The sequence below is a fragment of the Coleofasciculus sp. G1-WW12-02 genome (assembly GCF_040219735.1).
In the GTDB taxonomy this organism is placed as follows: domain Bacteria; phylum Cyanobacteriota; class Cyanobacteriia; order Cyanobacteriales; family Coleofasciculaceae; genus Coleofasciculus.
The window spans coordinates 1-13,239 of record NZ_JAVJRX010000080.1 but is presented as its reverse complement, the minus strand read 5'-3'; the positions used below and the strand labels follow the sequence as shown (position 1 = coordinate 13,239).

Sequence of the window (13,239 nt, the reverse complement as noted above, 5' to 3'; positions counted from 1 at the left end):
CTCTCCCCATTCCCCTATCTCCCCACCAGAACCCCGATTTCTTGAAGAAGTCGGGGCTATAATTTCAGTGAGCTAAGACGCATTTAAATTCGGCGTCTATTTCTACACCTAAAATTTACCACCATTCACCAGCTAACCCAAACTCAAACGGCTAACAAAGAATTTAGCGATCGCGGACTCTTTACCTAAACCTTAAAAGCATGGTAATACATCCCGATTAAATGACTATAATGCTAATTAATTGTCTTACGAGAAATACTATAAAGTCAAATCCATGTCTACCCTAACCGACTCCTGGCAAGACGATTACATTCTCACCAACGGTGTCAAACTACACTACGTCACCCAGGGAGAAGGAAAACTGATGCTGATGCTGCATGGCTTCCCCGAATTCTGGTACTCCTGGCGGCATCAAATCCCTGAATTTGCCAGGGATTACAAAGTCGTTGCCCTTGATCTGCGGGGTTACAATGACAGCGATAAGCCCAAAGATTTATCAGCCTATCAGATCACCGAGTTAGTTAACGATATTAAGGGAGTTATTCAAGGATTAGGCGATGAACGCTGTGTCCTAGTCGGGCATGATTGGGGAGGTATGATCGCCTGGTATGTTGCCTATACTTACCCCGAACTTGTTGATAAGTTAATCGTCCTGAATATTCCTCACCCCGCCAAATTTACCCAGGCGTTACGCAGTAATCCTCAACAACTCTTGCGAAGTTGGTATGTCTTCTTCTTTCAACTTCCCTTACTCCCAGAGTTACTGCTTCAGTGGGATGACTATCAACTGATTGCCTCTAGTTTGAACGATATGGCAATTGACAAAAGTGCCTTCTCAGAAGCAGACTTAAACACCTACAAAGATGCGGCGGCTAAACGGGGTGCTATGACTGCCATGCTTAACTACTACCGCAATGCCTTTTCGGGACTATTTAATCAGAATCAGTGGGATGTTCTGCAAATTCCCACCCTAATGATTTGGGGAGAAAATGATACCGCTTTGGGCAAAGAATTGACCTATAATACAAAGGATTATGTGCAAGATTTCCAAATCCGCTACATCCCGAATTGTAGTCATTGGGTACAGCAGGAACAGCCCCAGTTGGTAAATCAGTATATGCGAGAGTTTTTGGCAAAGGATGAAGGATAAGAGAGTTTTGAGTGTGTAGGGGCGGGTTTCACTACTATCATTTCTGACCTAACCTAGATGTGACTAAACCCGCCCTGAACAAGTTTTGAGTCTGTAGGGGCGGGTTTCACTACTATCATTTCTGACCTAACCTAGATGTGACTAAACCCGCCCTGAACAAGTTTTGAGTGTGTAGGGGCGGGTTTCACTACTATCATTTCTGACCTAACCTAGATGTGACTAAACCCGCCCCTATAATGGGCTGATTATTTACCATGGACTCCCTATCATCGTAAACGCTGACCAATAATAGGGATGAGAAAGTTCTCTATCTCCTAACCTTGATAATTCTGGCGGTAAAACCAGGTTTTTCCCATTCACCTGCAATTGTCCACCTTTTAGCTGCACATTCCCTTGCAACATCGTGATTTGGGCTTGTCGCAGGGCGTCTGCTTTAATCGAAGCATTGTGTAACTGACTATAAAACTCAGTCATTAACCCTAAGGTAGCTTCATCACTGACATACCACAAACTTCCTAACGCTGATTTTACCCCCGCTTGCACCGCTAACCCAGCAAAGCCTAACTCTGCATCTTCATCACCCACGGCGGTACGACATGCGCTGAGGACTAATAACTCGACAGGGGGATTATTCCAACCCAGTTGACGCAGTTGATCTAATTGCAATTTAGTATCAAATAGCTGAATATAGGAATTTTCTGGTTTTCCTGGCTGAAATTCGCCATGAGTCGCCAGATGAATAATCCGAAACGGTTGGTTTTGGCGTTGAGATTTAAGGTTATTTAGAGTAAATTCAGCATTAAGAAAGGATTTCCCTTGCCAAATTTGATTGGCAATTATAGAGACTTCCAGGGGTACCGCAGGTAAAGGCGATTGATCTATAAATTGAGACGCACCCATGGCTAAAACTTGGGCATCATCAAGGGGTTGATATCGAGTATCGGTTAAATTGACACTGGGGATGAGTCCTAGACTATACTTTTGCACCAGAAACTGTTGTCCATCATGCAACGCGGCGACGGGTATTGCCCGCAACCCAGCATCCATGGAGAAGACAATTGTGCTAATTCCCTCTTTTTGCAACTCCGCTTCTAAGGGTGCAATTAGCCATTGGTAAAGTTGCTGAGCAGAATCAAGGTAACTATTGGTATTCCGTTTAATCGGATCAGTCACATCTTGCCTAAACTCTACCACTTTTTTTAGTAGCACCTCCCGTCGGGCGGCGGGAATACTTTTGTGAATCGGAATTCCCGAAGGCGTGACTAACACTAAATCCAATTGTTCGGCGCGGGCAAATGTATAGAGAACCGCTGGTTTTTTCCCTGTTGCTTCCCCTGTCTCATTCAGACGTTCCTGAATATCGGCAAAGGATTTTAACTCTCGACTCACTCGTTGATCAATATAGGAACCGAGTTCTTCACTAAAGAGAATATCGATAAATAATACCGCTTGGGGAATCTGGTTTTTATCCAACAGACGGGCAATATCAATGCGTTCAACGGTTCGCAGAATCAAATCTTCAGACTCTTGTTCTGGAATTTGTGGTGGGAGAGAAGGTTGGATGTCTTGAAAATCTTTGACAATTTCATCACGAATCAAGACTGGAAGTTCTGGTGGTGGCGGGGGTTCTGGTGGTGGATTTTGGGTAATAATTTGAATCTCCCCCTGAGTATAGGAACCGGGGAAGGATTGCGGCGGCAAAATTGAATTCGTCGAACTTGTTGTAATCGCCCCGGCTGTCCCGTTAATTTGGGCATTTCCGACATCAAACGTAGTATTCCTCGCACCACCATCATGTCGGATAATAATGTCACCGCCTCCCTCACCGCCAGCCGTAGAAATGCTAGCCGAGATTCCATTTTGGTCGGAAAATGTACCCCTAGCTTGGAAAAATTGTTGCGTGGTAATGTCAATCTTACCCCCGCTACCGTTGGTTCCCCCTTGGGCATTGATAAAATCAACTAAAATACCATTTTCTGGGTCGAGGATAACATCGCCACCATTCCCCATCGTGCCACTTGTATCAATATTACCTGTAATGATGCGATCGCCTGCTTCTATACGAATCGCTCCACCCGTTGTCCCAGAAGCGTTTAAGTCACCAGTAGTGATGATTCCCGGTTGACTCATCAGGGTAATTCCCCCATTCGCCGTAATATCGCCTGTGGTAATATCGCCGCCATCCAAACCCGTACTTAGAGAAACGTTACCTGTAAATGTCAACGATTCACTAACCGTAATTTTATCGTTTCCTAAACCAGCATCCACCTCCAGATTTTCCAGACTTGAGTTATAGTTTACTGTTTGTGACTCCCGCGTTAACTGAGTTGCTGTAATTTCTACATTATCTGTTGCTTCTGTACCCTTAATCGTCAACCTATCACTACCTGTTGTTCCTGAGTCATTAATTGTTGTTGTCGCGCTACCTGTGTCACTCAAATTGATGATATATTCATCACTATTTTCTCGACCATCAATAATGCCACTCACAGAAACACCATTACTCACTTGAAACCTATCATTCTCAGCACCACCTGTAAGATTCTCTATGGCAGAGAAATTAATCATTCCATTAATATTTCCCCCATTCGGGGCGGTAATCGTCCAGGTATTGGCAGTATTTGCACCAATCAGACTATCATTACCCGTCCCACCGTCAATCCTACCACTTATAGAAGCACTATTATTCAATTGAAAGGTATCATTGGCAGTCCCTCCAGTTAGATTTTCTATTGAAGCGAAGGACAGAGACTCGTTAAAGCCGCTAACCTCACCTGAATCTGTACCCGTAATCCGATAAATGGTATCAACATCAGGTCCAATTAAGGTTGATCCGCCAGCAATCGTAACCGGATCATTGAAGCTGAAGGAATTAAGCGTAATTGTACCTGTTCCATCAGATCGTCCAATCGTAATCGAGTTAAAACCATCTTGTAGCGCTGTCAAATCAGTTAGGGAGAGATCTAAAGCGACTGTATCTGAACTATCCGCAATTACAATATCTTGGCTAGGTGTTCGAGGCTGAATCTGCACATCTCCAATCCCGGTTACGGAATTCACGCCTCCCGCCAAATTAATTTCATCGGCGGTTAAACTAACAGCATTGCCACTACTTGTCGTGGTAACATCCTGAAGACTAATCTGGTTAGCCGTCAGATCAATAGTATTCACCTGAATCCCCCGATTCGCCGTAACCTTATCTGCACTGGTAATCGTCAATCCGCCCAATGGTGTTGAAGGGCTTGTTCCTTGACCGACATTGTAGTGAGCTTGGATTTGTTCGGGGGATAAAGCTGAGTTATAGATAGCCATTTCATCAGCATAACCTTGGAAATTTCCATACACTCCACCTCCAATGTTATTGCTGGGATGAACGACAGTATACGGTGTACTTGGCACTCCACTGCCGACCAATTGACCGTTGATATATAAACTAGGTGTTCTGTTATTATAAACTACGGCAATATGAGTCCAATCATTGAGCGTACCCGACGAAACAACCACGGCGGGTATATAATCACTAGAATGGTCGTAAAGGCTGACACCATTAGTTCCCACAGAAGCACCAGCCCCCAAATGAACCTTTGGCGGTCCTCCCCAAGTCGCTTCTCCCTGCTCAGGATTGAAGATATAGTTTTGTCCTGAAGTGCCATCATAATTAATACCTATGGGATTGTCTGCTCTCACATTATCTATTTCGTGCATGGTTTCTGGTTTGACCCAGACTTCCATGGTGAACGTGTTGACAATTCCCGTATCATTAAGCGAAATGATGTCATCCGTTCCATCAAATCTCACGCTAGAACCTATCTTTCCAGTTTGCCCAGCCGTAGGACAGGTTGTGGTTGAGCATGAACCCATATTGGTGGAGCCGGAAACGTCACTAAAGCTAGTCGCACCCGAGTCTTCTTCAAATGACCAGTACCCCACTGGAGCATCTAGAAGAACTGCCACATCATAAGGCAAGGGTCCTCCAACTAAACCCTCAAATGTAACATTTCCAGTGCCTGCGTCTAGAGTCAAGGTTGGCGGTGTCACCCCATTAAGACCATGCAAACTGCGATTAAATGTAATATTACCCCCCACAGTAGAACCCGTACTCAGCGTTTGATTGCTGCGAAGAATTACTGGAGATGCAAAGGTTATATTTCCCCCATTCAAGCCAATCGAGGCATTTAAATTAATAAAGGCAGCTTCAAAGGTGAGGCTACTGCTACTGTTAGAATTAATGTCTTCGTTAATATCAATATTTTTAATTGCGGCAATCGATACATCACCGTTATTCAGCGCGGTTTCAATCGCCGTATTAGAAATTTGGAACGTGAGTCCAACGCCGTCTCCGGTTAAGATTTGATTATCACTAATCTCACTATCATTTGTACCCGTTGTGCCAATAACTACCGTTTTTGGGTCTAAAAATAACTGACCATTTTTACCCGCCGTCGCCCCCACATCTACCAATCCATCAAACGCCAGATTCTCTTTCCCCGACACCTCAACAAAACCGCCATCACCCGAATTTATCCCACCACGGGCGCTAATTGTGCCATAAAATTGGGTTGTATGATCCGCCCAAACAATTACCTGTCCCCCACCACCCACATCTTGTGCATCACCCCTAATCACTGAATCGCGGCTAAGGTAGGTATGGGAGGCATGAGGTAGAGTTCCTTGACCCTGATAATCTCCACCAATCTTCACACTACCGCCACCCTGAATTCCTGTAGCATTAATATTGGCAGCAATTAGACCCACGCGATCGCCGAATATCTGCACCTCACCGCCAACGTCTCCAGAAACATCCAGATCACCGGCAATAATCGTTGTCCCTATCGTCGTGGGAATCTGTGTTCCAGACTCTTCCAGGATTAGGGTGCGATCGCTATTCACGCTAACTCCGGTTACTTCTTCCCCACCGCTATTTGTCAGCAACTCCGGTAACATCTGAGGTTCAATGGGTAATACCTTCCCCTGACTATCCGCTCTAGGTTGTACCTCCAAACTCAGAACTTGCCCTTGCTGACTCAACCGTACCCGACTGGTTCCAGGAACTGCTGTTACTGTAATATTACCCCCAGGTGCTACCAAACTCGCCGTGTTGAGTATCGTCCCCCCGATTAAAGCCAGATTATGTCCTGCTGATACGGCTAAATCCCCGGCATTAACTATCGCGCCCGGTTGCAATGTATCAAAGGTAAATGTATGAGGATTTCCCACTAAATTGCTGTAGTTATTGCTACTAAATGCCTGAAACCAGCCTCTATCAAAGCCAATTTCTGTAGCCGTTGTAGCGATAAAATCACCCGGAACATTAAGCTGAGCATTCTGACCAAAAACGATGCCCGCTGGATTGATTAAATATAAATTAGAGTTGCCCCCTATGACTTGAATGAGACCATTAATCATCGAGGGATCGCCACCAACAACCCGCCCTAAAATATTACGAATCGCGGGATCGGACACAAAGTTGGCAATTTGATTTGATTTGAGTCCAAATTGCTCAAAGCTGTGGAAGAGATTTGCCCCATCCTCCGATAAAGAACCCCCCGTGATATCGAAGCGGTTCCCTGAAGGGGTGACAATTGTACCCGTACCATCGTCGGCTGAGGGAATCGGTTGGGCTTCAACTGGCTTGATTGCAACGGTACTCGCCAAGATTAGTCCTGCCAAAAGCCGCGTGTTTCTGAGATAGGCGACGTTCATAGGGGGAAAGCCAATATCAAATGTTTTGGGAACAGGGAACTTTTTTACAGGGAACAGGAAACAAAGACTAGAACTTTAGGAAATTCGTAATTGATAATTCCTAATTCAGATATCATTGGTCAACTCATCAGTTGCGTAATATCGAATTCGGTTGATTTCACACAGATGCAATTAGTTCAGAATGATGGTTTCAGCCATTTTTAGGCAGGTTGTTTAATCGGATTTGATATAATTCCTCACTCATCATTCAGTGGATTGTTTCGATAACCATAGAAGTCAATCCGATACTCAGTAATCTTGACCCCAGTTTGTTGCTCAATGTGCTGGATTAGTTCATCGGGCAATTCTACATACACATCCATGATCTGATTTGTATCCACACAATTAACATGACTGTGAGCATCACTGATATTCCCGTAAAGCCGTCCATCGGATCGCTCAATACATTCGATAATGCCTTGAGAGGATAGCGCCTCTAGATTCTGGTACACAGAGGTATGACCAATTTCTTTTCCTTGCTGATTCAGGCGATCATAAATTTCTCGTGCGGACAGATGCTCTCGATCTTGCCACAGCAGTTCCAAAATTAAGCGGCGTTGACGCGACAGGCGCATCCCCAACGCTTGACATTGATTGAGGGCGTCTTCCAATGAGCGAATCGGTTTGACAACTGCCGCTTCTTTGTGCATGGTCGATACTTTGAATGGGGTGGTTAGCTTTATGGGGAGCGGTCTCAAGTTCTACCATTAAGGTGAGCCCGTTCTAAGTCCCATAGATGATAATGCACTGGTTAAACGTGCATCATCCTTGGGGACATAATTTTCTTTGCTGGGCATCTGGCACAGTAAGGCAAACTCATTACCACTTTACCTTAGATGATTTGAGTATGTCTACCGGGCGAGTGCTATCAAGTCCGGTAGCATCGATTTGTGCTTTCACACTCCATGCTCCGGACATAAAACTAGGGTAAGCTTGATCCGAGGTTAAGCCTGTGGAATCGAAGTAATCCAGGCAATGTACAGACGCTTCAAAATGCGTCTTTTCGTCCAAGTGTTGTGGAGCGGATGAAGATTAGTGGCAATCACAATTAAACTCAATTCCCATTGCATTAATGATTTAGACCTATCGCCCGTCCAGACTAGGATTGATCAGTGGCTGACTGAGGGTGCGATCGCCAACTATGAGCAGCAGTTAGGCTTTGAGTTTAGCTACCCTCGCCAACCCGATGATCCACGGGAATGGTCAGAAATTCCTGAAATACGTCTGTGGTTTATCCGCTTAGATGTTCAGTATCCGTGGTTACCGTTTCTGCTGGATTGGAAAGCGGGGGAACTCGCCCGCTACACAGCTATGCTCGTCCCACACCAGTTTAATCGGACGGAAGGGATTCAGTATAACCCAGAAGCCTTAGAAATTTTCGTGATGCAAAAAGTTTTTGTGCTCAATAACTGGTTACAACAGATTGGTTTACCCAACCAGTCGCGCCTCAAGTCCATGGCTAAAATGTTAGGGTATGAACTCGATGATACCTTGTTTGACTTGATGTTCCCCCCAAAAAGGACTTGAGATTTATGCCATCCCACCTAAATCGCGAGGGGCTACGGCTTCAACCTTCACGAAGTGGAGGTAAGCCGTAGGGGAAGAGCGGGAAATACTTCGGGCGTTTAGCCCTCGTATTTCCCGCAAGGTGGTATAATGCTCGCCATGAAACAAGTCCTCACGATAGTTGTAAAGCTTCAACCCTCCCCTGAGCAGGTGGCCTTCTTAGAGGCAACTCTTCAGGCGTTTGCGGATGCTTGCAACTACGTGAACGGACATACAGATCCAAAACTGACCAACAAAATTGCTATTCAATCTTTGACTTATCAAACCATTAAAAGCCAATTCAATTTGGTAGCAAATATGGCAGTCAGAGCTTGTGCAAGAGTAGCGGCTAACCGAAAGGTAGCCTTTTCAAAAGGCAAGCCTGTTAAAAAGTTTGCCCCAGGCAGTATGGACTGCGATAAGGACTTGTTTCGACTTCGTGAACACGACTGGACGGTAAGCCTTGCTACTGTTCGCGGTAGAGAGCGAGTTAAATTGAACCCAGGTAACTACCAAAGAGGAAAACTCAAAGGGAGGAACCCAACTTCATCTCAATTATGTAAGCACCGCGACGGTCAGTTCTACCTGCACATTCAGATCAAGGATACCCCTCCAGACCCAAAAAATACCGATAAGGTAATTGGTATCGATTTAGGGCGTCGCGACATTGCCGTTACATCAGAGGATGAAAGGTGGGACGGTAAGCATATTCAGTCGGTGCGAGATAAATTCAGCACAGTAAGAGCATCTCTCCAGAAAAAAGCCTCGAAAGGCACGAGAACAACTCGACGTAGATGTCGAGAAGTTTTGAAACGGTTGTCGGGGAGGGAGAGGCGTTACCAGCAGTGGCTCAACCACAACATTTCCAAGTTAGTGGTCAAACGAGCAGTTGAGTTAAGTGCCTCAATTGCTATAGAAGACTTAACAGGCATAAGGGAAAGAACTAACCAACAACCAAGAAACAACACTGAGCGAAGACGCTCAAATTCGTGGGCATTTTATCAGTTGCGAACATTTATCGAATATAAAGCGCTTGGTGCTGGCGTTAAAATTACCCCTATTCCCCCTGCTTATACTTCCCAAATGTGTCACAAGTGCCTGCATATTCATCCGGCAAAAGGAAAGTCTTACCGTAGCGGCAAGACATTCAGGTGTGGTCACTGTGGCTGGCATGGGGATGCCGATTTCAACGGAGCCAATAATATTGCACTTGTGGGGCTGTTTATAAACCAGCCTGGAGGCACGGGGTTATCGTGCAAGTTAAACAGAACTCCCAAATACGTTCAGCTTAACTTGTTTGATAGCTTCAGGGCTACTGAAAACCCAGACCTCCAAGGGTAGCAGGTCTGGGTAGTTTATCTGGACTTCATAGACCCAGGATTTCTAAGAAATAAAGCGAAGAGACGGTGCTTTTAGCCCGTCTCTTCGCATCCGCTTAATCCCCTACGCTTTAGCCAGGGGAGAATTGACATCCTCACCACGCCGTAGGGGGAAAGGTTACCAAACCCCTACTTAGCCTCGCCATACTTGCTTTAACACATCGTTGGGTTGAATGTCGGCAATCCAGCGAGTCGGCGATTGAATGCCAATATAGCGTTCTGATGGGGGTAGGAGTTTGTTCGCCTGACTAGAACCAAACAGTGCGATGGTATAAGTTCCCACAGCAACAGCCAGATGCATCGACGCACTATCCGTACACAGCAGTAAATTCGCCCCCGCAATCATTGCAGCTAACTTGCCGATATCGGGGGGTGAGGTCATCTGTAAATTAGGACAGACTTGAGTTAGGGTCGCAACTAACTCAGTATCCTCCGAAGAATGGAGCATAACCAGAGTAAGGTCAGGCTGTTTTTGGTGGATGTCTTCAATAACGTTTTGCCATTTATGGGCGGGATAAACCTGATCAATGTCCTGTGAGTGATCGAGGTGGTTAGAGCCGCCGTCGATCATAATGTAACCGCTTTCGGGGATGCCGAGGCGTGCTTGTTCACCTTCTGCCCAGTCCAGATCGGATTTTGGCACACGAATGGCAAGCTCTGGACAGGGGGTATTGAGACCCAACCCTTTGAGCAGGTCATGATACACATAAGCCGCATACTGCTCTGTTTTGAGTGGTACAGTGTTGGTGAAAAACCACTGCCCCTGATTATTTTCGTAGCCCACACGGGTGGGAATACCGCTCATCCAGAGCAATAGTCCTACTGACCACCGACGTTCTAGGGCAATCGCCACATCGTATTCGCGATCGCGGATAATACCCAACAGGTTGCCAAAATCAGCCAGACCGTTGCGGTCTTTATAGTCAAACGGTAATACTTCATGTACTGAACCCGAAACCCGATAGGCTCCCTTGGATCGGGGTTCCACTATGACATCGATTTCAGCTTCGGGATAATTTGCTTTTAGGTCATCCAAAGTAGGAAACAGCAGAAGTTGATCGCTGATTCCACCTGGAACAAGGGCTAATATTCTCATCTCAATATAATATGAGCTTGTATATCAGCTCAATTTTAATGGACTGGTAGTTTCTGATTTCACGGAATTTTCCGGAAACGAGTTGGTCAGGATAACCGTGACGGGGTGAACTACTACACCCGTAATCCAATTGCTATCTTGCTTATGGGACTACTGTACGCATGATATTATACCTAGTGATTGAATGGGATAAACTACTGGTCGCAGATTAAATCGGTCAGGATTAGAGATTTGGCATCAAAGGCAGAAGCTTGTGCATGTATTAATTCCAGCAGCGGGAATGGGACGACGGATGGGGAGCGATCGCAATAAGCTATTGCTGACCCTACTGGGTAAACCCTTATTGGCGTGGACGCTACTGGCGGCGGAAGCGGCGGCGGAGATTACTTGGATTGGGATTATGGGACAGCCTGAAGATCAGCCAGATATTCAGGCAATCTTAGCAGATCTCGCCCTGACCAAAGCCGTACAGCTTATTGCCGGGGGAGCAACTCGCCAAGAATCAGTTTATAACGGCTTGCAAGCATTACCGCCAACCGCTGAACGGGTACTGATTCACGATGGCGCCAGATGTTTAGCCACACCCCAATTGTTTGATCGCTGTGCACAGCATCTCAGAGATTGTCCGGGTTTGATTGCCGCGATCCCGGTTAAGGATACGATTAAAGTGGTCGATGAGTCAGATATTGTCCAAGATACACCCGACAGGCGGCGGTTGTGGGCAGCCCAGACGCCCCAGGGATTCGAGGTGCCGCTTCTCAAGCAATGTCATGACCAAGGACGGAAATTACATTGGGACGTTACCGATGATGCGGCATTATTTGAGCGCTGTAGGCTACCTGTACAGATCGTGGCAGGGGAAGAGACTAATCTTAAGGTAACCACACCCATGGATTTAGCGATCGCAGAGTTTATTTTGCGTCAGCGGCTTTTAATCCGTAATAAGTCATAAGCATGGTCTCGAAGGTGGTGAAGGGTCAATTGACACAAACTAATAACTTGACTCAACCCGCCCTCCTCAGGCATAAGATATTTTATTTTATCAACCAGGACTAACTTCTATGAATCTTCCTACTTTTCTCATTATCGGTGTTCAAAAAGCGGGAACGACCTCTATTTATAACTATTTAAACCAACATCCGCAAATTTACATGAGTCCAGTTAAAGAAACGAATTTTTTAGAAAAAAATTGGGGAGAAATTGAAGATCAACGAAAAGCCAAAATTGACACCTTTGAAAAATATTGTCAACTATTTACTGGAGTCAAAGATGAGATTGCCATTGGCGAAGCATCTCCTAATTATCTGTTTCATTATGAGTCTTCCTCAGAGCGAATTAAGCGTTATGTACCCAATGCCAAATTGATTGCAGTCTTGCGAAATCCAGTTGATCGTGCCTATTCAGATTACTTAATGCATATCCGAGATGCTATTGGTAAAGGAAAACGAACCAGCTTATCAGAACAAATAAAATATAAAGCGGATAAATCATTCATTATTCTGAAAGGCTTTTACTATAAGCATTTGCAGTATTTTTATGAAGAGTTTGGTCGAGAGCAAATTCAAGTTTATTTGTACGATAACTTGTCTAAAGAACCGATAAAATTCATGCAAAAGATGTATCGCTTTGTGGGAGTCGATGATACGTTCTTGCCTGATGTCTCCAAGAAAGCCCAAGTTGCTAAAGTGCCAAAAAATACAGCCGTAAATAATCTGTTACGCCAACAAAATCCCTTGAGAACGATAGTTAGTTCGGGACTCCGATTGATTTTCCCCCTTGAAGTCAGGCAAAACCTGCGTTCTCGCCTAATTCAAATGAACTCCCAAGACAAGAAAGCAGCTCCACTTTCTCCAGAAGATCGCCAGCAATTAATAGAACTCTATCGGGAAGATATTCTCAAGTTACAAGATTTAATTCAGAGAGACCTTTCTGCTTGGTTAAATTAACAAGAATGGAAATTTATCAGCGCCACTCTTGGACTCTGAGTGTTGAGGAAGCTACTGCTATCCAAAACCAACTCAGTAAAGAAATTATTACATCTGACCAATTGAGTGAAGTAAACTATGTAGCGGGTGTGGATGTTGGCTTTGAAGAAAATTATGCGATTTCACGCGCCGCCGTTGCGGTACTGAGTTTTCCAGAACTGCAACTGATCGAACAAGCGATCGCACGCCGCCCGACAACCTTTCACTCTAGACTGTCTGTGTAGTATATAGGCATCGATAGAGTTGTATAACTCATCGGTTATGTATCCGTGCGCCTTTCAACTTTTTTAGTTTTGGCACAAATCAACGTAATACCAAGGGTTTTAGATGCTAATTGGGTAA

The 13,239-nt window shown here is 45.1% G+C and carries 9 protein-coding genes and 1 pseudogene; 7 read left to right on the top strand and 3 right to left on the bottom strand.

The window, feature by feature from the left end; genetic code table 11:
* The first annotated feature begins 274 nt into the window (after positions 1-274).
* Positions 275-1,150 carry an alpha/beta fold hydrolase gene (locus tag RID09_RS13830; RefSeq protein WP_446336508.1) on the top strand — a complete coding sequence of 292 codons (876 nt, stop codon included), beginning with the start codon at positions 275-277 and terminating at the stop codon, positions 1,148-1,150.
* 249 nt (positions 1,151-1,399) lie between these two features.
* On the opposite strand, the gene RID09_RS13825 is transcribed toward RID09_RS13830, so the two are convergent.
* Together RID09_RS13825 and RID09_RS13820 are read right to left on the bottom strand one after the other, a co-directional pair.
* Entirely contained in the window at positions 1,400-6,853 is a 5,454-nt protein-coding gene (locus RID09_RS13825) for a CHAT domain-containing protein (RefSeq protein ID WP_446336507.1), read from the bottom strand.
* Between the two features lie 236 nt (positions 6,854-7,089).
* The gene (locus RID09_RS13820; RefSeq protein WP_446336506.1) at positions 7,090-7,542 is read right to left on the bottom strand and encodes a Fur family transcriptional regulator; all 453 of its coding nucleotides are present in this window, start codon (positions 7,540-7,542) and stop codon (positions 7,090-7,092) included.
* A 92-nt stretch (positions 7,543-7,634) separates the two neighbouring features.
* Between RID09_RS13820 and RID09_RS13815 the strand changes: the two genes are divergently transcribed.
* The 3 genes from RID09_RS13815 to RID09_RS13805 all read left to right on the top strand — a co-directional run bounded on the left by RID09_RS13815 (position 7,635) and on the right by RID09_RS13805 (position 9,778).
* Positions 7,635-7,823, top strand: coding sequence for a hypothetical protein (locus RID09_RS13815; RefSeq protein WP_446336505.1), 189 nt, complete (start codon positions 7,635-7,637; stop codon positions 7,821-7,823).
* Between the two features lie 104 nt (positions 7,824-7,927).
* On the top strand, positions 7,928-8,419 hold the full coding sequence (locus RID09_RS13810) for a CRR6 family NdhI maturation factor (protein WP_446336504.1): 492 nt from the start codon (positions 7,928-7,930) through the stop codon (positions 8,417-8,419).
* A 138-nt stretch (positions 8,420-8,557) separates the two neighbouring features.
* The gene (locus RID09_RS13805; protein ID WP_446336503.1) at positions 8,558-9,778 is read left to right on the top strand and encodes an RNA-guided endonuclease InsQ/TnpB family protein; all 1,221 of its coding nucleotides are present in this window, start codon (positions 8,558-8,560) and stop codon (positions 9,776-9,778) included.
* 171 nt (positions 9,779-9,949) lie between these two features.
* On the opposite strand, the gene RID09_RS13800 is transcribed toward RID09_RS13805, so the two are convergent.
* Positions 9,950-10,912, bottom strand: a complete 963-nt coding sequence (locus tag RID09_RS13800) for a glycosyltransferase family 9 protein (RefSeq protein WP_446336502.1) — start codon at positions 10,910-10,912, stop codon at positions 9,950-9,952.
* A 253-nt stretch (positions 10,913-11,165) separates the two neighbouring features.
* Here RID09_RS13800 and ispD point away from each other — a divergent pair, with 253 nt between their 5' ends.
* The 3 genes and pseudogenes from ispD to RID09_RS13785 all read left to right on the top strand — a co-directional run.
* Complete coding sequence (gene ispD / locus RID09_RS13795) at positions 11,166-11,864, top strand: 2-C-methyl-D-erythritol 4-phosphate cytidylyltransferase (protein ID WP_446336501.1); 699 nt, start codon at positions 11,166-11,168, stop codon at positions 11,862-11,864.
* 109 nt (positions 11,865-11,973) lie between these two features.
* Complete coding sequence (locus RID09_RS13790; protein WP_446336500.1) at positions 11,974-12,858, top strand: sulfotransferase family protein; 885 nt, start codon at positions 11,974-11,976, stop codon at positions 12,856-12,858.
* 5 nt (positions 12,859-12,863) lie between these two features.
* Positions 12,864-13,100, top strand: a pseudogene (locus tag RID09_RS13785) (endonuclease V); the annotation flags it as partial.
* Positions 13,101-13,239: the final 139 nt, after the last annotated feature.